General features: G+C 32.8%; 23 protein-coding genes, 6 tRNA genes and 3 pseudogenes. 4 read left to right on the top strand and 28 right to left on the bottom strand.

The annotated features are described in order from the left end of the window. Positions 1–73: 73 nt before the first annotated feature. The 4 genes and pseudogenes from ELQ11_RS04585 to ELQ11_RS04570 form a co-directional block, all read right to left on the bottom strand. Entirely contained in the window at positions 74–454 is a 381-nt protein-coding gene (locus tag ELQ11_RS04585; protein WP_002861666.1) for a hypothetical protein, read from the bottom strand. A gap of 10 nt (positions 455–464) precedes the next feature. Next, positions 465–1,112, bottom strand: a complete 648-nt coding sequence (locus ELQ11_RS04580) for a hypothetical protein (protein ID WP_126264436.1) — start codon at positions 1,110–1,112, stop codon at positions 465–467. Then, complete coding sequence (locus ELQ11_RS04575) at positions 1,102–1,305, bottom strand: hypothetical protein (protein ID WP_052858026.1); 204 nt, start codon at positions 1,303–1,305, stop codon at positions 1,102–1,104. The genes ELQ11_RS04580 and ELQ11_RS04575 overlap by 11 nt, the downstream gene beginning before the upstream one ends. Further along, positions 1,298–2,704, bottom strand: a pseudogene (locus ELQ11_RS04570) (hypothetical protein); the annotation flags it as partial. The gene ELQ11_RS04575 and the pseudogene ELQ11_RS04570, both read right to left, overlap by 8 nt. A gap of 165 nt (positions 2,705–2,869) precedes the next feature. On the opposite strand from ELQ11_RS04570, the gene ELQ11_RS10270 reads away from it, so the two are divergent. From ELQ11_RS10270 to ELQ11_RS04555, 4 genes and pseudogenes are all read left to right on the top strand, one after another. Beyond that, positions 2,870–3,130, top strand: a complete 261-nt coding sequence (locus tag ELQ11_RS10270; RefSeq protein ID WP_243833535.1) for a hypothetical protein — start codon at positions 2,870–2,872, stop codon at positions 3,128–3,130. Positions 3,131–3,133: 3 nt separating this feature from the next. Then, positions 3,134–3,453: pseudogene (locus ELQ11_RS10265) on the top strand (phage antirepressor Ant); the annotation flags it as partial. 1 nt (position 3,454) lies between these two features. Continuing rightward, entirely contained in the window at positions 3,455–3,997 is a 543-nt protein-coding gene (locus tag ELQ11_RS04560) for a pentapeptide repeat-containing protein (RefSeq protein WP_134225169.1), read from the top strand. Then, positions 3,990–4,160, top strand: coding sequence for a helix-turn-helix domain-containing protein (locus ELQ11_RS04555; protein ID WP_002864902.1), 171 nt, complete (start codon positions 3,990–3,992; stop codon positions 4,158–4,160). Before ELQ11_RS04560 ends, ELQ11_RS04555 begins: the two co-directional genes overlap by 8 nt. Here the strand turns inward: ELQ11_RS04555 and ELQ11_RS04550 are convergent. From ELQ11_RS04550 to nssR, 24 genes and pseudogenes are all read right to left on the bottom strand, one after another. Continuing rightward, entirely contained in the window at positions 4,157–5,359 is a 1,203-nt protein-coding gene (locus ELQ11_RS04550) for a site-specific integrase (RefSeq protein ID WP_134225168.1), read from the bottom strand. The two genes, ELQ11_RS04555 and ELQ11_RS04550, sit on opposite strands and share 4 nt — an antisense overlap. Before the next feature lie 182 nt (positions 5,360–5,541). After that, positions 5,542–5,618: transfer RNA gene (locus ELQ11_RS04545), tRNA-Arg, on the bottom strand. A gap of 28 nt (positions 5,619–5,646) precedes the next feature. Next, the gene (fusA, locus tag ELQ11_RS04540) at positions 5,647–7,722 is read right to left on the bottom strand and encodes an elongation factor G (protein ID WP_002779472.1); all 2,076 of its coding nucleotides are present in this window, start codon (positions 7,720–7,722) and stop codon (positions 5,647–5,649) included. A gap of 12 nt (positions 7,723–7,734) precedes the next feature. Then, on the bottom strand, positions 7,735–8,205 hold the full coding sequence (gene rpsG / locus ELQ11_RS04535) for a 30S ribosomal protein S7 (protein ID WP_002779471.1): 471 nt from the start codon (positions 8,203–8,205) through the stop codon (positions 7,735–7,737). 69 nt (positions 8,206–8,274) lie between these two features. Beyond that, complete coding sequence (gene rpsL, locus ELQ11_RS04530; RefSeq protein WP_002782934.1) at positions 8,275–8,661, bottom strand: 30S ribosomal protein S12; 387 nt, start codon at positions 8,659–8,661, stop codon at positions 8,275–8,277. 121 nt (positions 8,662–8,782) lie between these two features. Continuing rightward, positions 8,783–13,336, bottom strand: coding sequence for a DNA-directed RNA polymerase subunit beta' (rpoC, locus tag ELQ11_RS04525; protein ID WP_126264439.1), 4,554 nt, complete (start codon positions 13,334–13,336; stop codon positions 8,783–8,785). After that, the gene (gene rpoB, locus ELQ11_RS04520; RefSeq protein WP_134225167.1) at positions 13,329–17,465 is read right to left on the bottom strand and encodes a DNA-directed RNA polymerase subunit beta; all 4,137 of its coding nucleotides are present in this window, start codon (positions 17,463–17,465) and stop codon (positions 13,329–13,331) included. The genes rpoC and rpoB overlap by 8 nt, the downstream gene beginning before the upstream one ends. A gap of 109 nt (positions 17,466–17,574) precedes the next feature. Next, complete coding sequence (gene rplL / locus ELQ11_RS04515; RefSeq protein WP_002871196.1) at positions 17,575–17,952, bottom strand: 50S ribosomal protein L7/L12; 378 nt, start codon at positions 17,950–17,952, stop codon at positions 17,575–17,577. Between the two features lie 20 nt (positions 17,953–17,972). After that, positions 17,973–18,452, bottom strand: a complete 480-nt coding sequence (gene rplJ / locus ELQ11_RS04510) for a 50S ribosomal protein L10 (RefSeq protein WP_002871195.1) — start codon at positions 18,450–18,452, stop codon at positions 17,973–17,975. A gap of 151 nt (positions 18,453–18,603) precedes the next feature. Then, complete coding sequence (gene rplA / locus ELQ11_RS04505) at positions 18,604–19,305, bottom strand: 50S ribosomal protein L1 (RefSeq protein WP_002854928.1); 702 nt, start codon at positions 19,303–19,305, stop codon at positions 18,604–18,606. Between the two features lie 54 nt (positions 19,306–19,359). Further along, positions 19,360–19,785 carry a 50S ribosomal protein L11 gene (rplK, locus tag ELQ11_RS04500; RefSeq protein ID WP_002779452.1) on the bottom strand — a complete coding sequence of 142 codons (426 nt, stop codon included), beginning with the start codon at positions 19,783–19,785 and terminating at the stop codon, positions 19,360–19,362. A 25-nt stretch (positions 19,786–19,810) separates the two neighbouring features. Next, positions 19,811–20,344 (bottom strand): transcription termination/antitermination protein NusG, encoded by a 534-nt coding sequence (gene nusG / locus ELQ11_RS04495; protein WP_002851098.1) that lies wholly within the window; start codon positions 20,342–20,344, stop codon positions 19,811–19,813. A 9-nt stretch (positions 20,345–20,353) separates the two neighbouring features. Further along, positions 20,354–20,533 carry a preprotein translocase subunit SecE gene (secE, locus tag ELQ11_RS04490; protein WP_002854985.1) on the bottom strand — a complete coding sequence of 60 codons (180 nt, stop codon included), beginning with the start codon at positions 20,531–20,533 and terminating at the stop codon, positions 20,354–20,356. A gap of 18 nt (positions 20,534–20,551) precedes the next feature. Further along, positions 20,552–20,627, bottom strand: a tRNA-Trp gene (locus tag ELQ11_RS04485). A gap of 11 nt (positions 20,628–20,638) precedes the next feature. Then, entirely contained in the window at positions 20,639–20,797 is a 159-nt protein-coding gene (rpmG, locus tag ELQ11_RS04480; protein WP_002793551.1) for a 50S ribosomal protein L33, read from the bottom strand. Positions 20,798–20,849: 52 nt separating this feature from the next. Continuing rightward, positions 20,850–22,049, bottom strand: coding sequence for an elongation factor Tu (gene tuf, locus ELQ11_RS04475; RefSeq protein ID WP_134225166.1), 1,200 nt, complete (start codon positions 22,047–22,049; stop codon positions 20,850–20,852). A 67-nt stretch (positions 22,050–22,116) separates the two neighbouring features. Beyond that, positions 22,117–22,191 (bottom strand) — tRNA-Thr (locus tag ELQ11_RS04470). 104 nt (positions 22,192–22,295) lie between these two features. Then, positions 22,296–22,372 (bottom strand) — tRNA-Gly (locus tag ELQ11_RS04465). A 6-nt stretch (positions 22,373–22,378) separates the two neighbouring features. Further along, positions 22,379–22,464 (bottom strand) — tRNA-Tyr (locus ELQ11_RS04460). 49 nt (positions 22,465–22,513) lie between these two features. Beyond that, positions 22,514–22,589, bottom strand: a tRNA-Thr gene (locus ELQ11_RS04455). A gap of 91 nt (positions 22,590–22,680) precedes the next feature. Then, a pseudogene (locus tag ELQ11_RS04450) lies at positions 22,681–23,441 on the bottom strand (amino acid ABC transporter ATP-binding protein). A gap of 1 nt (position 23,442) precedes the next feature. After that, positions 23,443–24,099 carry an amino acid ABC transporter permease gene (locus ELQ11_RS04445; protein ID WP_126264442.1) on the bottom strand — a complete coding sequence of 219 codons (657 nt, stop codon included), beginning with the start codon at positions 24,097–24,099 and terminating at the stop codon, positions 23,443–23,445. After that, positions 24,092–24,793 (bottom strand): amino acid ABC transporter permease, encoded by a 702-nt coding sequence (locus ELQ11_RS04440; protein ID WP_002871192.1) that lies wholly within the window; start codon positions 24,791–24,793, stop codon positions 24,092–24,094. The genes ELQ11_RS04445 and ELQ11_RS04440 overlap by 8 nt, the downstream gene beginning before the upstream one ends. 15 nt (positions 24,794–24,808) lie before the next feature. Next, positions 24,809–25,405, bottom strand: coding sequence for a nitrosative stress-sensitive transcriptional regulator NssR (gene nssR / locus ELQ11_RS04435; protein ID WP_002855067.1), 597 nt, complete (start codon positions 25,403–25,405; stop codon positions 24,809–24,811). Between the last annotated feature and the right edge of the window lie 73 nt (positions 25,406–25,478).

Below are 25,478 nucleotides of genomic sequence, written 5' to 3'. Positions count from 1 at the left end.
TTTATTAATACTTGATTTCCCCTTTTAAAGGGGAGCTATAATTTCCCTTTGGCTTCCTTAAATCCAAATTTATTTAATTACTCCAAACATTTTGAAGTTTATTTTCCATATTCTTTCTTCTATTTAATTCTTCATTAGCTAGATACTTATTGAAGTTATAAGCATCTTTTTGTAGCTCATAATTCTTTTGTGCCATCTTTTGCTGATTATAAGCACCATATAAAGCACCAGCACCGCCTAAAACATTTCCTAATCTATCAAAATTAGTTACTTTATTTGCATCAGAACTTTTAAATAACCAATCTCCAAAATTACTAAAAGAATTTTTTAATCCATTTAAAAAACCACTACTGCTACTTGCTAAATTTGGAGTGAAATTGCTTGTTTTCATCAAAGTATCTGCAAAGCTAGATCCTAATCCCGTACCACCTTTTAAAGCTGTTATAAAATCCATAATTTCTCCTTTATACTAAACTTAATAATTCTTTACCTAGATCTATCTCGCTAACTTCGCCTTTTTTTAACTTATCGTTAAAATCACTAGTTCTTACATTATTATTTGCACTTGATAAATCTTCAGCTTTTTTGGCATTATTTGATTTTCCGACCAAATTAAGCAAGGTTTTCCAGCTGTCAATATTCCCTTCGCCTAAACCATTTAATTTTGTTGCAAGTTCTGCCATAGCCTTTAAATCCGCATCAGGATAGGCTTTTCTTAACTCGCTTTCTACTTGTGCGTATTTAGCGATTAGTGCATCTTGCTCTTCTTTGTCTTTTTGCTTTTTATCAAGCTCTTCAAGCCTTTTTAATTTCTCATCAAGTCCATCAAGTCCTAATTCTTTTAAATACTGCTCTCTTTGTAATTCTTGTTCGCTTGGCTCTTTTTTTGGATTTTTTAAAGCTTCAAGCTCACTCATTAAAGCATTTAATTTGTTGTCATTTTCACTTTTATAAGCTTCAAACATCGCCTTATAATCAGGCTCGTTCTCATTAGCAACCTGCATAGGTTCATTATCTGCTACTTGCGTAGGTTCATCGCCATTATTAGCAACTTGTCCTTTATCATCATCTGTTATAACATTAATTAAATCTTTTAAAGTATCATTTTCCATCTTCTTCATCCTTTATTTTGTTAATTATTACATCTAAAAAAGCCATAGTATCTAAAGCTTTTAACCTTAACTCTTTCTCATCGTTATTTTTTGCTATATAAAAACATTCGCTATATTTTGCTTTGATAAAATCTATTAATTTCTTTCCTCCTTTGGTTTTAGATATATCACTTTTAATTTCAATATTAAGCATTAGTTTCTCCTTGCATTTGCGGATTAATATCTTCATTGTTTTCAAAAGCAAATAAACTATTTACATTCTTTACACCTAAAATTGGTAATAATTCTTTAATAAGTTCTTTGCTAGCATTTATAATCCCATAAGCAGAATTTGCATCGCCTATGCTCATATACATTTGATATAATTGTGAAAAAACTTGCATACTAGCTTGAATTCCTGCACGTCTAATTTCTTTATTCATGGCACCTGTGCCGGTTTGAATTTTAAATCTAAAACTAGGTATATCCTCTCTTTGAAAACCATTAAAAAAACTATCTTCTCCATACTTAAAAACAAGCATTGCAAATCTATCAAATAAAGGCTCTATAAAGGTTTCATTATACTGTCTTATATAATCAGCACTTCTTCTTCCACCTTCTTGTGCTTTTATGCTAATTTCTGTTGCTGTTTCATTTTGTGCAGTTTGAGCTCCATTGTTTTGTGGACTAACTCCTGTAACTTCTGTGAGTTCGCTTTCTAAAAGCTGTAAATTCATTCCCGCACTATTTACATTTGGTGGTGGTAATATTTGCACACCCTTTGGATCGTCTGTATATATTGGTTTTCCTAAGGTTTCTATATCTTCTCTGCTTACTCCCATTGATTTTGGCATCATTATTTTAGGCATGATATGAGTTCTTACTGCATCTATTAAAAGATTTCTAGTTATATTAATTTCATCTTGCAAAGGCATAGCAGAAGCCATTATAGGCTCGCCATAAGCACTTACATAGTTTTCGTTATCTATCTTTTTAAGTTGTGGTAGCATTGAACCCCAGACAAAAGGCTGTCCATCTTGCAAAGTAACTTCATTTCTAAGTAAATTATTTTCAAATAAGGTAGAAACCACCCACTCATCATCGTTTTTTCTTTCATAAATATCATAAAGCTTCACTTTTTTATACTCATCATCTTCGTCAAAAAGCTTTTGGATTTCTATGTTTTTATAAAATCCTAGCTTTTGTCTTTCATGGATTTGATTATAAGTTAGGTAAATTTCATTAACTATATAACCTACATCTTCACTATTTAATGCATTTGGATCAAAGAATATACTATCAATATCTACTCTTTCAATGCGTGGCATTCCTTTATGCCAAGTAACCTTAGCTATACTTGTTCCCACAAGTAAAACATCTAAGAAAAGCGGTTGAAAAATCTTAAACATATTGATTTTACCGCTATAAAAATCAATTGCATTCTGCCATAGCTCTATAATCGTATCATCGCTATTAATGTAAGTTTCAATATCTGCCATTCTCTCACTATTAAAATATACATCATTTAAGCTAGTGATTAAATACTTTACCTTAGCGTTTATTTTTGGTATGTAAATACTTGATTTATTTCTTTTTCTTAGTTTTTGCATTATATGAGGCTTGAAAAGTTTATAAAAATGTAAAAAAACAACACTAAACTTACAAAACACTCTTGCTTTTAAATTAAAAGCAGGAGTAATTATGCAAACTTTAACCCCAAAAACATTTTTTTAAATACAGAAGTTGCATATAACTACGCAGTGGATAACACTACAATAATGTCTTACAAAAATTTACACGCTGATGAACTCATAGAAAATATACACTATTTCTACGATTATGAGCAAACCAAAGGTAGAAGACAAAGAGTAATCAAATGGACTTTAGAAGGTGTTTATATGCTAGGCTTCTTTATTAAAAGCCCTAAAGCTAAAGAATACCGCAAAAAAGTAGCTAAGCTTTTAAGAGAACAAACACAAGCTAGAATTAAAACCCTAAGCGATGAAAATCTAAGGCTTAATTCTTTAAATCATCATTAAAAAATAGGCTACAAATCACAACTTAAACAACAAAAGGAGAAATATGAAAACAAAATTAAAGCCTTACAATACAACTTAGAACACAAGAATGAACTAAGTTTTAAAAGAAAACTTAGTCAAAAAGAATTACTAGAGCTTAGAAAATACTAGCCAAGGATTACAGAATTCTTTGTATAAAAGAATGGGAAATGAGTTTATTTGCCAAAAAAATAGGTAAAAATTTAGTGTTTGAAGCTGTTTTAAATAAATTAGAAAAAGAGCTTATTTATTGGCAAAATCATGAAGAATACGAAGAAAAATGGAAAAAAATATTAAGGAGATAAATTGGGAGTTTTAAAAAGATTAGATAAAACTATCATTATCGAAAATGATAGGAAAAGTGAAAAAGAATTAGTTGAGTATTGTATTTTAGAAGGGATTTCTTTAAATAATGCAAACTTGGAAAATATAAATTTAAGTGAATTAGATTTTAATAATGCATTTATAAATGGTGCTAGTTTTAAAAACGCTAATTTAAATGATATTTCAAGTAAGAATGCATCTTTTATAGATTGTGATTTCAGCGGAGCAAGTTTTCATTTTTGTAATTTTCTAAGAACAGAATTTGAAAATTGTATATTTGAAAATGTAGATCTTAGGGATTGTATAGGAGATATGAAAAATATCTTTAGTGTTGTTGTTGATACCTATGTTATGACTTTTACAAAAACCATGATGAATTTAGGGTGTGATACTAAAACAATAAAAGAATGGCGTAATTTAAGCGTTGATGATTTAGAAGATGAAGAACAGAAATGGCTTTGGAATTATTACAAGGATACTATTTTTGAAATTATAGATAAAAGATTAGGAGTTGAAAATGGTTAAAAAATATTTTAGAGAAAAAGAATTGAGCGAATATTTAGGAGTTAGTATAACATCATTATTTAAGTTAAGACAAGATGGCAAAATACCTTACATTCGCATAGGAAAATCCATAAGATATGAAATAAAAGAAATAGAAAAATGGCTTAAAGCTAAAAGACATTAAAAGCAAAACTCACAAAGAGAGTTTAAGTAATTTCCATACCATTGCATAAGTTTTACTCTTAAATCAATTGCCTTGGCTCTGTTGTAAGCCCTTTCTATTTCATTACCGCTTATATGATGTAATATCATTTCTGCTATATCTTTACTAATACCTTGCTGAATTAACTCATTGCTTTTATTAGTATAAACACTTCTAAAAGTAGAACGATATCCATGTATAGTGTGCTCTAAATTATAAAATTTAAAAAATCTTACAGCAAAATTCTCGCTAATAGTTCCATTATTATTAGCGAAAATATACTTTTTATCTCCATTTAAAATTCTTTGCATATCTAGTATCTTTAAAGCATATTTATTTAAAGGGATAATATTATCACCATTAGATCTTACTTTCATTTCATCTGCTTTTATAATCCAAAGATTGTTTTCAAAGTCAATATCACTCCATTTAGCAAATCGAATATTTTTACTTCTTTGTGCTGTTAAAAGCGTAAAATAAATTGCATTAATTATAGTTGTATTTGTCCGTGGATGATTTTTATATTCTTTCATACATTCTAACATATTTTTTATTTCTTGTTCTTCTACTATAGCTTTAAAATGTTTAACTTTATTGTGATTTGCTTCATTGTAAAATTTCTTTAAATCTTTCAATTGAAGTATTATATCTGTTTTTAAGTCACCTCTTTGTCTACTAATCTCAAATATCCTACATAGCAAAGATATATTTTTCTTTATTGTTTCGTATATTCCTTTTTTCTGCATTAAATCATAAATAGGTAGAAAATCATCTTTTTTCAATTCATTTATATCTTTTTGTCCCAAAGTGGGAATAATATATTTTTTAAAAATTGACTGTTCTTTTTTGATTGTAGCTGAATTTAATTTTTTAGATTTTATATCAACATAAAGAAAATTTGCTTTTTCAAGTGTCATAACCTTATCATTTTTGCCGATAAATTTTCCATCATACATTAATTTTAAAAGTTCTTTTGCCTTTTCTCTTGCATTTGTAACATTTAAAACACCTTTTTGGCATTCCCCTATTGTTATAAAATTTTTAAATTTTGAAGCTCTTAAATAAAAAACTTTTTTACCTGTTGGATTAACTCGGACATATAATTCTTTTGGTTCTCCTACGCTAATCATATACCTTTTATCTTTTATTTCTAAATTGTCTATATCTTTTTGAGTTAGCATTAAAAAAACCTTTTTTTAGTATTTTTGTAGCCAGAATTAGCTTTTTTACTTTGGCTACATAAATGGCTACAGAATTATAAGAAAAAATAGAAAAAATTTCAATCATAATGAAAAATTTTAATGTAGAAAAGTTGTTAAAATAGTGTATTTTGTATCTTAATATTACTTAATGAATTACTACTTGGTGTCCACGGCGAGATTCGAACTCACGGCCTCAAAATTAGGAATTTTGCGCTCTATCCTGCTGAGCTACGAGGACAGAAAGCGGGAAAAATCCCGCTAAAAATTTAACCGTTTCTTTTTTTGATGATTTCATCCGCAACATTTTTAGGAACTTCATCATAGTGATCAAATTCCATAGAATAAGTCGCACGACCTTGAGTTTGACTTCTAAGATCAGTTGAATAACCAAACATTTCAGCCAAAGGACAAAATGCTGTGATGATTTTATTTCCACCACGCTCATCCATGCTATTTACTTGACCACGACGTTTGTTAAGATCGCCAATAACATCACCCATGTAATCTTCAGGAGTTTCTACTTCGACTTTCATCATAGGCTCTAAGATCACAGCGCCTGCTTTTCTAGCACCTTCTTTAAAGCCCATAGAAGCAGCAAGTTTAAATGCCATTTCAGATGAATCCACTTCGTGATAACTTCCATCATAAACAGTTACTTTAACATCTTCTACAGGATAACCTGCTAAAACACCATTTTGTAATGCTTCTTGAACACCTTTATCAACCGCAGGAATGTATTCTTTTGGAATTACCCCACCTTTGATATCATTAACAAATTCATATCCACTACCTGGCTCAAGCGGTTCAAGGCGTAAGAATACATGTCCATACTGACCACGACCACCTGATTGTTTAGCATATTTGTATTCTTGTTCAACGGTTTTTCTAATAGTTTCGCGATAAGCAACTTGTGGTTGACCTACTTCAGCTTCAACTTTAAATTCACGTAGCATTCTATCAACGATAATTTCAAGGTGTAACTCACCCATACCCGAAATGATAGTTTGGCCACTTTCTTCATCTGTAGAAACTCTAAAACTTGGATCTTCTTGTGCTAATTTATTTAAAGCAATAGACATTTTCTCTTGATCAGCTTTAGTTTTTGGCTCAACTGCAACAGAAATAACTGGATCTGGAAAATCCATTCTTTCAAGGATTACCTTATCTTTTTCACTTGCAAGAGTATCCCCTGTTAAAGTATCTTTAAGTCCTACAACAGCACCAATTTCGCCTGCGTAAAGCACTTTAATCTCTTCTCTTTTGTTAGAGTGCATTTTTAACAAACGACCAATTCTTTCTTTTTTATCTTTAGTTGAGTTATAAGCATAAGAACCGCTTTCTAAACAACCGCGATAAACACGCACGAAAGTAAGTTGTCCTACAAATGGATCTGTCATGATTTTAAATGCAAGCCCTGCAAACTCGCCATCATCGGTTGATTTTACAGAAACTTCTGTGCCATCTTCATATTCACCCTTGATATTTGCCACTTCATCAGGAGCTGGTAAATAAGCCACAACAGCATCAAGTAAAGGTTGAACCCCTTTATTTTTAAACGCTGTACCGCAAAGCATAGGAACGATAGAAAGACTTAAACATCCTGCTTTAATCCCTGTTTTAATCTCTTCAAGGCTTAATTCTTCTCCGCCTAAATATTTTTCCATCAACTCATCTGAAGTTTCAGAAACTGCTTCTATCATTTTTGTACGATATTCTTCTGCCTTTTCTTTAAGTTCAGCTGGAATTTCTTTTTCTACATAATCAGTTGGCTTAGTATCATCTTCCCAAACTAAAGCTTTCATAGTTACAAGATCGATTACGCCTTTAAAATTATCCTCAGCACCAATTGGAATTTGAAGTGGAACTGGATTAGCTTTTAAACGGTTGCGAATTTGATCTTCTACATTGTAAAAATTTGCACCGATTCTATCCATTTTGTTTACAAATACTATTCTTGGAACACCGTATTTATTTGCTTGTCTCCAAACTGTTTCACTTTGAGGTTGCACCCCACCCACTGAACAAAATACCGCAACAGCACCATCAAGAACACGCATAGATCTTTCAACTTCAATTGTAAAATCAACGTGGCCTGGAGTGTCAATAAGGTTGATTTGATGGTCTTTCCAAAAACAAGTTGTAGCCGCAGAAGTGATAGTAATCCCACGCTCTTTCTCTTGTTCCATCCAGTCCATAGTTGCAGCACCATCATGAACTTCACCGATTTTATGACTCATGCCTGTAAAGAAAAGAATTCTTTCAGATGTAGTCGTTTTACCCGCATCGATGTGAGCAGCAATACCGATATTTCTAACTTTTTTTAAAGGAGTACTTCTTGACATACACACTCCTTCTTACCAACGATAGTGAGCAAATGCTTTATTTGCTTCAGCCATTTTATAAGTATCTTCTTTCTTCTTAAATGAAGCACCTTTGCTATTAGCAGCATCTAAAAGCTCAGCTGCAAGTTTATCAATCATAGTTCTTTCACTTCTTTTTCTTGCAAAAGAAATAATCCAACGAATCGCCAAAGCTTGTTGTCTAGCAGGGCGAACTTCTACTGGAACTTGATAGGTTGCACCACCTACACGACGAGATTTCACTTCTAATAAAGGCTTGATATTTTCAATCGCATCATTAAAAATATCAATACCTTTTTTCTCGCCACCTTTTTTATCAATAGCTTCTAAAGCACCATACATAATTGTTGTAGCTGTGCTTTTTTTACCATCATACATTAAAGAATTAATAAATTTTGTGATTACTTTATTACCATAAATCGGATCAGGCAAGACTTCTCTTACCGGAGCTTTTCTTCTTCTCATTATTTTTCCTTCAAATTTTAAATTTTACTCAAACAAAATCAAATCTAACGGATTTGTCTGTATGAATGATTATTTTGCAGCGCCTGCTTTAGGGCGTTTAGCACCATATTTAGAACGAGAAACTGTTCTTTTTGCAACACCTGCTGTATCAAGAGCACCACGAACGATGTGATATTTAACCCCTGGTAAGTCTTTTACCCTACCGCCACGCACTAAAACAATGCTGTGTTCTTGCAAGTTATGACCTTCACCGCCGATATAGCTGATCACTTCAAAGCCACTAGTAAGTCTTACTTTGGCAACTTTTCTTAACGCTGAGTTTGGTTTTTTAGGTGTTGTAGTATAAACCCTAGTGCAAACTCCCCTTCTTTGTGGACAATTTTTAAGCGCTGGAGATTTAGATTTTTCTAAAACTTTTTTGCGCTCTTTTCTAACCAATTGATTTATGGTAGGCACAATAATTCCTTTCTTTAAAAATGTAATAAACTTTGGATGATATCTAATTTTTGCTTATAATTTAGTTAAAAAATATTTAAATGAGGAAATATAGCCCTAAAAAAGGGCTATTGATAAAAAGTTATTCTTGTTCTTTAAGTTTTAAATTTTGTTCACCATAAAGCCCTGTTCCAACAGGTATCATTCTACCTAGAATAACATTTTCTTTTAAATCTTCTAAGTAGTCAAATTTACCCGCTATACTTGCTTCGGTTAGAACTTTAGTAGTTTCTTGGAATGAAGCTGCAGAAATCACACTATCACTTCCAATCGCTGCTCTTGTTACACCTAAAAGCACAGGCTCAGCAATAGCAGGTTCTCCACCCATTCTAATGATTCTTTCGTTTTCTTCACGGAATTTACGTCTTGAAATCAAATCACCCTCGATAAATTTCGTATGTCCACTATCTACAACTTTTACTTGTCTTAGCATTTGAGAAACGATAACTTCTATATGTTTATCAGAAATCACAACACCTTGTCCGCGATAAACTTGTTGAATTTCAGAAATCAAATAATAATGCAAGGCTTTTTCACCTAAAATTTTAAGCACATCATGACTTGAAACAACTCCATCTGTAAGTTTTTCACCTGCATGGATAAACTCGCCATCTCTTACTTGAATGTGTTTTGATTTATCTATTAAATACTCAGCACTTGTACCATCTTCTGCTTGGATAATAATTCTTTCTTTAGAACGCAAAGGTTTATCAAAACGAACAACACCATCAATTTCTGCAATCACAGCCGCATTTTTTGGTTTTCTTGCTTCAAAAAGTTCAGAAACTCTTGGAAGACCTCCTGTAATATCTTTTGATTTAGCTGCAGCTTTTGGAGTTTTTGCTAAAATATCTGCTTGAGCGATTTTATCACCATCATGAACAAAAATAACGGTTTTTGGTTCAAGCTGATAACGCACAGCCTTATCACCTTTTCCTGCAATTACCAAAGTTGGTCTAACTCCGCTTGGCAAATACTCATTAATCACTAAAGAACGCTTACCTGTAGCTTCATCAATTTGCTCATCAGCACTATAACCTGCTTCAATATCCTCAAAGCTTATAACACCATCAATTTCTGCAATGATAGTATTATTATAAGCATCCCATTCTGCAATCACTTTTCTTTCTTTTTTAGGAGCACTTGCAATGATGGTATTTGCATCATCGATTTTTTCACTATCATTAAATTCTATCTTAGATTCTCTTGGGATATAGTGTCTTTTTGCTTCTCTATCATTTTCATCAGCAATCACCACAAAGAATCCTTTTTCTTTAACAATATCGCCTTTTTTAACATTTTTTACTCTATCTAAACCATCGCCTTTAAGGATATAAAATTTAAGCGTTCCCTTTTCTCCTGCTTTGATATTTTGTACCACGGGCTCGCCATCTTCTACTAAAATTTCACTCGCAAAAGGAATACGATTAGGAACGTTCCAACCCTCTTTAATCACTTCCACGATACTTTCATTTTCTTCTACTTGCATACCACTTTGATATGGCAAATAAAGTTTTCCATCTATACTACCACTTACGCCTGCTAATTCATTTGGTTTAGCAAGATCGTATTTTCTTAGTATGTATTTTACTTCTTGTTTTTTATCTTTAATAGAAACAATCACATCTTCATGAATATTTTCTATATTAATCACACCTTTAAATGGAGTTTTGATTTTTGGCTCCACAAGTAAAATCGCCGCATTTCTACGATTTGCTACGATATTTTTACCTTCTTTATTTTTATAAGTTTTAAGATTATAAAATCTTATAAAACCTTCTTTTTGTGCGCTTACTTGTCTATCTTGTAAATCCGTACTTGCAGTCCCCCCGCTGTGGAAAGTTCTTAGAGTTAGCTGCGTCCCTGGCTCGCCGATAGATTGAGCGGAAATAATTCCTACTGCTTCACCTGGTTTTACTAATTTACCTTCGCCAAGATTGATACCATAACATTTTGCACAAATTCCTTTTTTAGCTTTGCAAGTAATAGGAGTGCGGATATTGACACTTTTTATACCGCTTTCTCCAAGAATTTTTGCTTTTTCCTCATCCATTAAAGTACCTTCTGCAAAAAGCACAGAATTTGTAATAGGATCGATCACATCTTCAGCTAAAACCCTGCCTAAAATTCTTTCTTCTAAAGTTTCTATAATAGAACTATCTGCGGTAATTTCATTGATTTCAACACCTTCATGCGTTCCACAATCTTCAATAGTAATTTTTACATTTTGTGCAACATCGATAAGTTTTCTTGTCAAATAACCCGCATTTGCTGTTTTAAGAGCGGTATCTGCAAGACCTTTTCTAGCACCGTGAGTTGAAATAAAGTATTCAAGAACATTTAGCCCTTCACGGAAATTCGAAATAATAGGAGTTTCGATAATAGAACCATCAGGTTTAGTCATAAGTCCTCTCATCGCAGCAAGCTGAGAAATTTGAGCCGCACTACCCCTAGCACCAGAATCTGCCATCATATAAATAGAGTTAAAACCTTCTTTATCTTTTTCTACAAGCTTCATCATCTCTTTTGAAAGGACATTATTTGTACTTTTCCAAATATCAATGATTTTATTGTATCTTTCCCCTGAAGTAATCAAACCAAGATTATAAGAATTTTGAATTTCTCTTACTTGTTTTTTTGCTTCATCGATAGCTTTTTGCTTGTCATTAGGAACAATAATATCTGCAATCGAAATTGAAATACCTGCTTTAGTTGCATACTCAAAACCTAAATTTTTAAGTCTATCCAAGAAACTTGCTGTAATCTCTAAACCGCCTTGTTTATAAACATAATCCACAAGTGCGGCAATGTCTTTTTTCTTTAAGACTTTATTCCAACTATTTTCAGGCACAAAATCAGGTAAAATGGATTTAATAATCAATCTTCCTGCTGTAGTGGTAATCTTTCTACCATCTACCATAGTTTGTATACTCGCATGAATATCCAAACACTTGCTTTCAAGCGCCATCATCACTTCATCAATACCTGTACAAATTTTATGCGAACCTTTAGCACCAGCTTTTTCTAGTGAAAGATAATAAATCCCTAAAACCATATCTTGAGATGGAACGGTTACAGACTTACCGCTTGCCGGCAAAAGAATATTCATTGATGAAAGCATAAGCACTTTGCATTCTGCAATGGCCTCTTGAGAAAGCGGTACATGCACTGCCATTTGATCCCCGTCAAAGTCCGCGTTAAATGCTGCACAAACCAAAGGATGAAGTTGTATAGCCTTACCTTCCACTAAAACAGGATGAAAAGCTTGGATAGAAAGTTTATGCAAAGTAGGCGCACGGTTTAACATAACAGGATGCCCTTTTACCACCTCTTCTAAACATTCCCAAACTTCATTAGTTTTGTTTTCTATCATTTTTTTAGCTTGTTTTACTGTGGTTGCATAACCTTTTTCTTCAAGCTTAGCTAAAAGATGTGGCTTAAAAAGCTCTAAAGCCATTTTTTTAGGTAAACCGCATTGATCCATTCTAAGTTTTGGACCTACAACAATAACGCTACGACCTGAAAAATCAACCCTCTTACCTAGTAGGTTTTGTCTAAAACGTCCTTGTTTGCCTTTAATAATTTCACTTAAAGATTTTAATGGGCGTTTATTTGCTCCTTTTACAGCATTAGCACGACGACCGTTGTCAAAAAGTGCATCAACAGCCTCTTGGAGCATTCTTTTTTCATTTCTTATAATGATTTCAGGTGCATCAAGTTCCATAAGTTTTTTAAGACGTGTATTTCTATTAATAACACGACGATATAAGTCATTCACATCAGAAACTGCAAATTTCCCACCATCTAAAGCCACTAAAGGACGCAAATCTGGCGGTAAAACTGGAAGATTTGTAATCATCATCCATTCAGGACGATTTGGTACGGCTTCATCGCTATCGGTATTGGCGTTTAAATTTGAATTTAAGAAATTTTCTACAACTTTTAAGCGTTTAATGATGGTTTTTTTCTTAGCCTCTGAATTTGTAGCCGCCATTTCTTCTTTAAGCTGATTTAAAAGCGCTACAAGATCTAAATTTGCAAGTAAATCACGAACAACTTCTCCACCCATTCTTGCTTTAAAGCCACTATTTTCATAGCGTTGCATTAAATTTTGATATTGCTCCTCGTTTAAAACATCGCAATATTCCACTTTTTTAGTACTTTCATTATCATAGAAAGCATCTCCTGGGTTTTCAACGATATAAGCTTCATAATAAAGCACGCGCTCAAGATCTTTCATCTTAACACCCAAAAGCGTCCCTATACGGCTTGGAAGAGAATTAACATACCAAATATGAGCCACAGGAGTTACAAGCTCAATATGCCCCATTCTAGAACGACGCACTTTTGAATTTGCTACTTCAACACCACATTTTTCACACTTAACGCCTTTAAAACGCATTTTTTTGTATTTACCACAAAGACACTCATAATCTCTTATAGGTCCAAAAATCTTTGCACAAAAAAGCCCATCTCTTTCAGGCTTTAAGGTTCTATAATTGATAGTTTCTGGTTTTTTTACTTCTCCATAAGACCATGATTTGATTTTTTCAGGACTTGCAAGTCTTAGTTGAAACGCTTCAAAATCTCTAGGTCTTGCATCTTCTTTGATTTCTATTACTTTAAATTTACTCATTATCTTCATCCTTATCAAAAATCTCAACATCTAAAGCAAGAGATTTAAGCTCATTGGTTAATACAAAAAATGTTTCAGGAATTCCTGTTGCTGGAACATTTTCACCTTTTGTCAATGCTTTATAAGCACTAAATCTACCTTCTACATCATCTGATTTTATGGTTAACATTTCTCTTAAAGTATGAGCCGCTCCATAAGCTTCAAGTGCCCAAACTTCCATTTCTCCAAATCTTTGTCCCCCAAAGAGTGCTTTACCACCCACAGGTTGTTGGGTAACTAAGCTGTAAGGTCCTGTACTTCTTGCGTGAACTTTCTCATCAACCAAGTGGTGGAGTTTTAGCATATACATACATCCTACATGAACACGCTCTGCGATTTTCTCACCCGTGCGTCCATCATAAAGTTCTGTTTTGCCGTCCATATCTATCTTGGCCATTTCAAAAAGCTTGCTAAATTCTTCTATATTTACACCTTCAAAAACAGGAGTAGCAAATTTAACTCCTTTACTCCAGTCTCTAGCATAGTTTAAAAGCTCTTCATTGCTTAAGCTTTTAATAAATTCTTTTTCGCTTGCAAGTCTTGGAATAGAACAAATTTCAAGCATTTTTGCTCTTAATTCTTTAAGAAAATCTTTTTGCTTTCTGTCAAAAATTTCTTGAATCTGATCTCCGAGTCTAAGTCCAATTAAACCCAAATGGCTTTCTAAAATTTGGCCTATATTCATACGACTTGGAACGCCAAGTGGATTAAGCGCAATATCCACGCTTTTGCCATTTGGTAAATAAGGCATATCCACTTCAGGAACTATAGTTGAAACTATACCTTTGTTTCCGTGGCGTCCTGCCATTTTATCACCGACTTTAAGCTTTCTCTTTGTAGCAATATAAACTTTAACAAGCTTAATTACCCCACTTGGTAAAATATCATCTTTTTCTAAAATTTCAAGCTTTTCATCGTGTTCTGCTTTTAATTTTTTCTTCTCATTTTGGAAATGATTTTTTAAATCATCGTATTCTTTTTGAATCTCTTTAGAATAAGCTTTAATCAAAGTTGTTAAAGTAAAACGATTGATTTTTTCAAGTTCGCTAATATCTGCAGTTTGTCCTTTTTTATAATTTTTATCTCCAATTTTTTGATCACTATTTAAAGGGGCTTTGGAAAGAAGAGCACAAACACGAAGCATTTCTTCTCTATCCATCATCAAAAGTCTATCATGATGTTCTTTTTCTAAAGCCATTTTTTCTTTATCATAAGATTTTATTGCGCGATCATCTTTTTCATAGCCTTTTTTAGTGAAAATTTTAACATCCACAACAACACCCTCTAAAGAAGCGGTTGCATAAAGTGATTTATTCACAACATGTCCTGCTTTTTCCCCAAAAATAGCTCTTAAAAGTCTTTCTTCAGGAGTTGGTTTAACCTCACCTTTTGGAGAAACCTTACCCACCAAAATCATACCTGGTTTGATATGGGTACCAATTTTTGCAATACCGCTCTCATCAAGATGTGCAACATCTTCTTCTTTTACATTTGGGATATCTTTGGTAATTTCTTCTATGCCGTCTTTTAGTTCTCTTGCTTCAATTTCTTTTTCATAAATGTGCACGCTTGTAAAGGTATCTTCACGAATAATTCTCTCACTTACAACTATAGCATCCTCATAGTTATAACCATTCCAAGGCATAAAAGCGATTAAAGCATTTTTACCTATAGCAAGTTCGCCTTGATCCATAGAAGGACCATCTGCGATAATTTGTCCTGCTTTTACTATATCACCTTTTTTAACAATAGGATGTTGAATATAATTTGTATTTTGATTGGTTCTTAAATTTTTCTCCATAGTATAATGGTCAATAAATGGACCTTTATCATCTTCACCTAAAATGAAAATACTTTTATTATCCACTTTCTCAACCACACCGCCACGCTTTGCTTTAACAGCTTCCCAAGCATCACGCGCAATAATTTGTTCCATACCTGTTCCTACTATCGGAGCTGAAGCAGTAAGAAGTGGCACAGCTTGACGTTGCATGTTTGAACCCATTAGTGCTCTGTTTGCATCATCGTGCTCTAAAAACGGAATCAAAGAAGCCGCAACCCCAACAACCATACCTGAGCAAAGATCGATTAATTGCACTTCTTCGCGTCTTGCAAGTATAGTTTCACCATCTTGTCTAGCCTCAACAAATTCTTCTACTATATTGCCTTTAGCATCAACCTTAGTTGAAGCTGGTGCGATAAATAAGCCTTCTTCTTGTGTTGCTGTAAGATAAACAACTTCATTAGTCACTTTACCATTTACAACTTTTCTATATGGTGCTTCAACAAAGCCAAGTTCATTTACTTTTGCATAAGTAGAAAGAGTGTTAATCAAACCAATATTTTGACCTTCAGGTGTTTCAACTGGACAAATTCTACCATAATGTGTCGCGTGAACATCACGCACTTCAAAACCTGCTCTTTCTTTTACAAGCCCACCTTCACCAAGCGCTGACAAACGACGCTTATGAGTAACCTCACTTAAAGGGTTGGTTTGATCCATAAATTGCGAAAGCTGACCTCCTGTAAAAAATTCAATGATAGTTGTAGTAATCATTTTAGGATTGATTAAATCATAAGGCATTACTTTATCAAGATCCGCATTTAAAGAAGTAAATTTATCTCTGATCGCCTTTTGCATTTTTGCAAGACCTAAATGAAGCTCATTGGCTAAAAGTTCACCTATAGAACGGATACGACGATTTCCTAAATGATCTCTATCATCAATATGTCCTTTACCATTTTTTACTTTAATTAAATATTTTGCAGTTTTAATAATATCTTCATTAGTCAAAACAGTAACATACTCAGGCACTTCAAGACCTAACTTATGGTTCATTTTCATACGACCCACCTTGGTAAGATCGTATCTTTCAGGATTGAAGAATAAATCATTTACAAAAGCCTTCGCTGCATCTTTTACCACAGGTTCACCTGGGCGCATAACTTTGTAAATTCTAATCGCAGCTAAATCATTTTCATCATCGATATTTTCACTTTGTTTAAGAAGTTTTAGAGTTTCTCCATCTTGAGCAAAGGAGTTAATAATCGCTGCATCAACGCCATTAGCCAAGTCATTTGCTATATCAAAACTTTTTTGCTCTTTAATCTTAGCAAGCCTACTTTCATCTAACAAAGTTAAAGAATCAAATAAAACCTCTCCACTTTCTTTATCAATAATAGGATTTGCTAAATAACGATTAAGTAAAATTTCTACAGGATATTCTATCCATTTTAAACCGTCTTTAATAAGCTGTTCTGCTTTTTTCTTTGTAAGTCTTTTTCCAGCTTGATGAACGATTTTTCCTTTTTCATCTTTAATATCATATTCTATTCTATCCATAAAATCATTTGGATTAAATTCTGTTAAAAATTTATCTTTTTTCACATGTATAGTCTGAATAGGATAAAACAACTTAATAATATCTTGTTTTTTATACCCTAAAGCTCTAAAAAGCATAGTTACAGGAACTTTTCTACGCTTGTTGATTCTTACATACAAAACATCTTTGGCATCGTATTCAAAATAAAGCCACGAACCACGATCAGGAATAATTTGTGCTGTATAAACAAGCTTATTTGCAACCGTTGAGCTTTCTTCTTCTTTAAAAATAACACCAGGGCTTCTATGTAATTGATTTACAACCACCCTCTCAACCCCATTAATGATAAAAGATACACGATCTGTCATTAAAGGAATTTCGCGGATATAAATTTCTTGTTCTTTAATATCTTTTACGCCAACTTTTTCCCCTGTTTTTTCATCTTTTTCATGCAAAGTAAGACGGATTTTCATTTTTAAATTTACAGAATAAGTCAAACCTCTTTCCATGCATTCGCGAATGGTATATTTTGGCTTGCCTATTTCACTACTAACATATTCAAGACTCAATCTATTTTGCGGATCATGAATAGGAAAAATTGATTTAAAAACTTTTTCTATACCACTTTCACCATTATCAAGATTTAAAAAATAATCAAAACTCTTTTTTTGTAATTGTAGAAGATTTGGGATTTCTATTTGTTTTGAAATGTTTGAGAAGTCTACTCTTAAACGATTTCCTAATTTATTATCTAACATATCACACATACCTCATGGTAAATTTTTGTAAATTTAAAAAAGAAGACCTAAAAATTAGGTAAAAATAAAAAAAGAAGACCTGCCTTAGCAAATCTTCTTCTAACTTCAAAACTTAAAATTACTTAAGTTCTACTTTAGCACCAGCTTCCTCAAGTTGTTTTTTAGCTTCTTCAGCCTCAGCTTTAGCTACACCCTCTTTTAGAGTTGAAGGAGTTTGCTCAACTGCATCTTTTGCTTCTTTAAGACCAAGACCTGTAAGAGCACGAACGATTTTAATAACTTCGATCTTTTTAGCACCGCCATCAGTTAAAACGATATCAAATTCAGTTTTTTCTTCAGCAGCCGCTGCACCACCGCCAGCTACCGCACCGCCAGCTACCATCACAGGAGCAGCAGACACACCAAATTTTTCTTCAAATTCTTTTACAAGTTCTGATAACTCAAGAACACTTAAATTTGAAATATATTCTAATACATCTTCTTTAGAAATTGCCATTTTTTATCCTTTATTTTATTTTATTCAGATTCTTTTTTATTTTTAAGCGCATTTAAACCTATTGTGAAATTGGTAATTGGCGCATTCCAAACTTGCAAAAGCATAGCAAGCAACTCGTTGCGTGAAGGCATTTTAGCCAGAGCTTTAACCTTAGCAACATCTGCAACTTCGCCTTCAATATGAGCTGTTTTGATTTCAAATTTATCATTATTTTCTTCAAATTTGACAGCTACTTTTGAAACGCTTAGTTGATCTTCGCCCCAAAGATAAATATTTGTATCTTTAAGAACTAGACCTGTTTTACCGGAATTATTAAGAGCAATGTTAGCCAAAGTATTTTTAATAATTTGAACTTTTACATTATTTTCTCTTGCATTATTTCTAAGCTCTTCTAGTTTTTTTGTGCTAAGACCCCTGTAATTACAAACCACAACAGCTTCGCTAGCTTTAAAACCTTCTTCAAGTTTAGCAATAATCTCAACTTTTTCGCTTCTAGTCACATTTTCTCCTTTCCGATTGAGATTTCAAGTAGAGTGGAAATCCAATTAAGCATATGCCTCGACTATCTTCAATCTAAAATAAACATCTCAAAAAATTAAAAATTTTTTCAAATGTTTATTTTAAAACAAAAGAGTTGCAAAAAAGCAACTCTTATTTCATATCAAGCAATTCTTGCGTTTCAAGCTTTACAGAAGGGCTCATTGTTAAAGATAAAGCCGCATTTTTAATATATCTACCTTTAGCTGCAGCAGGTTTGTGTTTGTTGATTGCTTTTACAAAAGTGCTAACATTATCCCATAATTGTTCTTTAGAAAAACTTACTTTACCAAGACCTGCATGGATATTTCCTTGCTTATCAACACGGAAATTTACCTGACCACTTTTTGCATTATTAACCGCTTGAGCAACATCCATAGTAACCGTTCCAGTTTTAGGATTTGGCATTAAACCTTTAGGCCCTAAAATTCTACCAACTTTACCAACAAGTCCCATTAAATTTGGAGTAGCAATTAATACATCAAAATTCATATTACCTTTTTGGATTTCTTCTACTAAATCATCGCTACCCACAATATCTGCACCAGCATTTTTCGCCTCATCAGCTTTTGCGTCTTTTGCAATTACAGCAACGCGAACTTTTTTACCCGTTCCAGCAGGTAAAACAACAGATCCTCTTACCATTTGATCTGCATGTCTTGGATCAACATTAAGTTTTAAAGCAATTTCTACAGTCTCATCAAATTTAGCAGACTTTAAAGTCTTTATTGTATCAATTGCATCGCTTAAAGCATACTCTTTATTTGAATCAATTTTTTGTGATAATTCTTTTAATCTTTTTGCTATCTTAGCCATTTATTTTCTCCGCATTTTAAAGTGCTACCGCCTTTTACCTTGGCGGTGAAAGGATTAATCTACGATTTCAACACCCATAGAACGAGCTGAACCTGCAATAATTTTAGCAGCTTGATCTCTATCTTTAGTATTTAAATCTGCAATTTTCTTATCTACTATTTCTAAAACTTGAGCACGAGTTAACTTGCCTACCTTATTTTTAAGTGGATTATCCGTACCTTTAGAAATTCCAGCTGCTTTTTTGATCAAATCCGTAGCTGGCGGTTGTTTTGTAATAAAAGTAAAACTTTTATCTGCATAAACAGTGATAACAACAGGGATATTAAAACCTGCCATATCTTTTGTTCTTTCATTAAAAGCCTTACAAAACTCCATAATATTAACACCTTGCTGACCCAAAGCAGGACCAACAGGTGGTGATGGGTTTGCTTTTGTGGCAGCAATTTGCAATTTAATTTCGCCTACGACTTTTTTAGCCATAACAAATCTCCTTACTTGATATAAATTAAATTATTTTCTCAACTTGAGAATATAAGATCTCCACTGGAGTTGAGCGTCCAAAAATAGAAACATTTAATTTTAATAAACCACGAACCATATCATACTCTTCTACAATTGCAGTAAAGTTTGCAAATGGCCCTTCTGTGATTCTCACATTTTCCCCTTCTTCAAAAGAAATCTTTGGTTTAGGCGCTGCACGATTGTGAACTTTTTCCAAAATCAAATTAATATCTTTTTCTGTTAAAGGGGTTGGCTTTTTGGATTCTCCAATAAAACGACCAACCTTTGGAAGAGATTGAATGCGATGCCAAAGCTCTGTATTTAAATCAAGAAGTGCAAAAACGTATCCTGAATACAAACTTCTTTCGCTAATCTTCTCCTTTCCATTCTTAAATTCAATAACATCTTCAGTTGGAACAACAATTTCTTTAAGTTGTTCTTCAATTCCGTTATCTTTTACTAAATTTTCAATGGCTCTTTTAACTGCCATTTCACTGCCAGCATAAGTTTGAATTGCATACCATTTATGAGTACTCATTTACTCTCCTTATACGATCGCAGAAACAATAGAGGACATAAGCCAATCCACTAACGCCAAAAACAAAGAAATCACCGCAACAACCACAAAAACTGTAATGTAGGCATTTCTTACCTGTTCTTTTAAAGGAAAAATTACTTTCCTTAATTCGGCTTTTGATAATTTAAAATAAGTTATTAATTTTTCCATTTATTTAAACCTTAATTATGGCAGGGCAAGAGGGATTCGAACCCCCAACCATCGGATTTGGAATCCGGCGCTCTACCGTTGGAGCTATTGCCCTAAGGCGCAAGCTTAACTTTTTAGCTTAACTTCTTTGTGAAGTGTATGTTTTTTTAATCTTGGGCAATATTTTTTTAATTCTAATTTTTCAGTAGTATTTTTACTATTTTTATAGGTACTATAATTAATATCACCACATTCTTCACACTTTAAACCAACTTTAATTCTCATTTTAATTTTCCTTAAAAAATTAAAGCCAAGCTTTTAACTTGGCTTTATTAAATTATTTAATAATTTTAGAAACAACACCTGAACCAACAGTTTTACCACCTTCACGAATAGCAAAACGAGTTCCTTCTTCAAGTGCTACTGGAGCGATCAAGCTTACAGTAATTCTCACATTTTCACCTGGCATAACCATTTCAACACCATCAGCTAATTTAATCGAACCTGTAACATCAGTTGTTCTTACATAAAACTGTGGTCTATAGTTGTTAAAGAATGGAGTATGTCTACCACCTTCATCTTTATTTAAGATATAAACTTCAGCTTCGAAGTCAGTGTGTGGAGTAATTGATTTTGGTTTAGCAAGAACCATACCACGGATAACTTCTTCCTTTTTAGTACCACGAAGAAGAACACCTACGTTATCTCCTGCTTCGCCTTGATCCATTTCTTTTCTGAACATTTCAACACCTGTTACAGTTGTTGTTTGAGTATCTTTAATACCAACGATTTCGATAGTATCACCTACTTTTACAACACCTTTTTCAATTCTACCTGTAACAACAGTACCACGACCTGAAATTGAGAAAACGTCTTCAATTGGCATCAAGAAGTCTTTTTCAGTATCACGAGTTGGAGTTGGAATATAGCTATCAACTGCAGCCATAAGATCCATAATTTTTGCTGACCATTCACCATCTTGTCCAGCTTTAGCTTCTTCAAGAGCTTTTAAAGCAGAACCAGAAATAATAGGTGTATTATCGCCTGGGAAATCATAAGAGCTTAATAATTCTCTAATTTCCATTTCGACTAACTCTAAAAGTTCAGCATCATCAACCATATCTGCTTTATTCATAAAAACAACAATATATGGAACGCCTACTTGACGAGAAAGAAGAATGTGCTCTCTAGTTTGTGGCATAGGGCCATCTGCAGCAGAAACAACCAAGATCGCTCCATCCATTTGTGCAGCACCTGTAATCATGTTTTTAACATAATCTGCGTGACCTGGGCAGTCAACGTGTGCATAGTGACGATTGTCTGTTTCATATTCAATATGAGAAGTAGCAATAGTAATACCACGCTCTTTTTCTTCTGGAGCATTATCGATATTATCATAATCTTTAAGCTCTGCTAAACCTCTTCTAGAAAGAACAGCAGAAATAGCAGCTGTTAAAGTAGTTTTACCATGGTCAACGTGACCAATAGTACCAATATTTACGTGTGGCTTATTACGTGAAAATTTTTCTTTAGCCATTTTTTTCCTCCGTATAAAAATAAATTGAGCAAAGCAAGTCTTATATCTATATAATTTTTTCAATTCATGGAGCTCATAGCGGGAATTGAACCCGCGACCTCTCCCTTACCAAGGGAGTGCTCTACCTCTGAGCCATACGAGCGCTCAGAAAAATTATACATAATAATAGACAACAAAAACTCTTAAATGGGATATATACTGTAAGTTAAAGGTTTTAAAATACAGCTCCCAGTTCTTTTAAATTGTTGGAGCGGGAAACGGGACTCGAACCCGCGACCCTCAGCTTGGAAGGCTGATGCTCTAGCCAACTGAGCTACTCCCGCAAAGCATGGTGGTGAGTCGTGGATTCGAACCACGGAAGGCGAAAGCCAGCAGATTTACAGTCTGCCCTCGTTGGCCACTTGAGTAACTCACCATAAAAATATTGCTTTTTCAATATTCTGGTCAAACACTGCTAAAATAAATGGAGCTGGTTAAGGGACTTGAACCCCCGACCTGCTGCTTACAAGGCAGCTGCTCTACCAACTGAGCTAAACCAGCAAAAATAAAAGTGAGATTATAACTCAAAAAAAAATTTTTGTCAAGACTTTTTTAGTTTTTCTATAAAATTTTAGTCTTGTAAAGTTTATTATCATAAACCAATATTATTTTTATCTATTTATGATAATCAAACAAATTTAAAAATTTCTTTGCTCTTTCGCTTTTTGGATTTTCAAAAAAACTTTTAGGATCATTTTCTTCGATGATTTTTCCTTCATCCATAAAAATAATTTTATCTGCTACAGCTTTAGCAAAACCCATTTCATGAGTAACAATAAGCATAGTCATACCCTCTTTTGCAAGATTTAACATCACTTCTAAAACTTCTCTAACAATCTCAGGATCCAACGCTGCTGTAACCTCATCAAAAAGCATTAACTCAGGATTCATACATAAACTTCTTACTATGGCAATTCTTTGCTTTTGTCCTCCGCTAAGTTCTCTTGGATAAGCATGAATTTTATGCAAAAGCCCCACCTTTTCAAGCCAAATTTTAGCCTCTTTTAAAACCTCATCTTTCTTTCTTTTTTGCACTTTCATAGGCCCTAAAAGTATATTTTCTTCAACACTTAAATGCTCAAAAAGCTCATAAGATTGAAAAACCATACCAACTTTTTGACGCATTCTTGGCCATTCTTTAAAATCTTTATCTATTTTCTCATTATCAATATAAATATTACCACTTGCAATCTCTTCAAGCCCATTAATACAACGCAAAAGCGTAGATTTTCCACATCCGCTAGGACCTAAAATCACCACAACTTCTTTAGCCTTAACTTCTAAATTAATATCTTTTAAGGCGTGATGCGAACCATAATACTTTTGTAAATTTTCTATTTTTAGTATGCTCATTTTAGCTCCATTTTTTCTCTAATTTTCTTGAATATAAAGTGATGGGATAACAAAGTATAAAAAAGATAAAAAAAATCAAACCATAAATAATAAAAGGTGCAAAATCATTTCTATTATGAAATTCTATAATTTGTTGCCCTACTTTTACAAGCTCTACCGCACCGATTAAATAAGCAAAGGTTGTACTTTTAATCATGCGAGTAAGTAAATTCATGCTCACAGGAGTTAAACGACGCATAGCTTGTGGAATAATAATATAAACAAAACTTTGCACCGTATTTAAACCTAAAGATGATGCACTTTCATACTGATGTTTTGGAATACTCTGCAAGGAAACACGCACTAAATCCATCATCTCAAAACAACCCCAAATGCTAAAGACAATAATAGCTGCACTTACAGAACTCAAATCCCACTCAAACCATCTAGGAAAACCAAAATACACCACAAAAAGCCATACCAAAAGTGGCATAACACGCACAAATTCTAAACCTAAACGACAAAAAGCATAGATATAGGTATTTTTAAAACTCATTAAAATTCCCAAAAACAACCCACCTATCGAAGTAATAATAATGCTGATAAATGAAATTTCAAGAGTGACAAAAAGCCCTTGCCAGAGTCTTAAAAGCGTATCGGTATTTAAAAGTTCAAGCATGAATCAACCTTTTTTCAAACTTTAGCAAAATAAAAGACAAAGGCAAAATAATGCACAAATATCCCATAAACAACAAAAACAATAGCTCATCTGTCTTATAGGTTAAGGAATTTAAACTCTTCATTAAATTCACCAAATCTGGCAAGGCAATAATACTAACCACTGAAGTTTCTTTGATTAAAAATATAATATTAGCACTAATACTTGGCATAGAAATAGCTAAAGCTTGCGGCAAAATCACATAACGCAAATTTCCAAATTTTGAAAAACCCAAAGAAAGTCCGGCTTCAAACTGCTGTTTTCTTATGGCTTCAAATCCCGCCCTTAAACTCTCAGCCATATAAGAACCCCCTAAAAAACTAAGTCCTACTATAGCACAAGCAAAAGAAGGTCTTAAAGTTTCTTCTACGCTTAAACAAATCACACTAAGCGGTGGAATTTGTTCTAAATGTATATTAAATTTAGGTAAAGCATAATATAAGAAAAAAAGTTGAATTAATAAAGGCGTATTTCTTGAAAACTCTATATAAAGCTTGCAAATATTTTCTAAAATTTTTATTTTAAAATAACTCATTAAAATACAAAACAAGCCTATTATCAAAGAAAAAATAATTCCAAAAAAGCTTAGTTTTATCGTAAGCCAAGCAGCCGTTAAAAAAGCAGGAGCTTGAGCTAATATAAAATCAAAATCCATTCTCTACCTTAAATTTTACCAAAGTTCTTTCATGATCATATCTTTATTTAAAATTTCAATTCTACCTTTTTTTGTATCAATAAGTTCTGAAATTTTAAGTTCTTTTAACACTCGAGATAAAGATTGTGCTCTAACATTTAAATCAATTGCAATTTGTTTTTGTGAAATTGTATCTAATTTTTTTTCATTTTCCAAAAGATACTTTAATAATCTCGTCCTTAAATCTAATGCATTTTGAGATAATTTCTTTTCTAAAATTTTAATTTTATCAAAAAGTGAACTGATAAGTAAAAAATTGAATTCTTTATTTTCACTGCATAAATTTTGAAAATTAATAAAATCAATTTCCAAAATTTCTCCATCTTCCTCAAATATAGCATTAGCAGGATAATTTAATTTTTTAAAAGCAGGCATTTCTGCTATAAAATTTGGAGGATTAAAATAATGCAAAGTAATTTCTTTATCACTTGCTGTACTTTTATAAATGCGTATTTTTCCCTTGAGTAAAATAAAAAATTTTTTAGCCTCTTCGCCTTCATAAAATAAAATACTATTTTTTTGAAATTTTTTTAATTTTCCTACACTAGATAAAAGTTCTAAATAATCTTTCATTATATACATTTTCCATTCTTAACTTATGTTAAATTTAATTTATCTTATTTTTGCTATATTAACGCCATAAAAT

Source organism: Campylobacter sp. US50a (genome assembly GCF_004379015.1).
GTDB lineage: Bacteria > Campylobacterota > Campylobacteria > Campylobacterales > Campylobacteraceae > Campylobacter_D > Campylobacter_D jejuni.
Note: the sequence above shows the minus strand (reverse complement) of the source record. Positions and strands in the feature narration are given on the sequence as shown.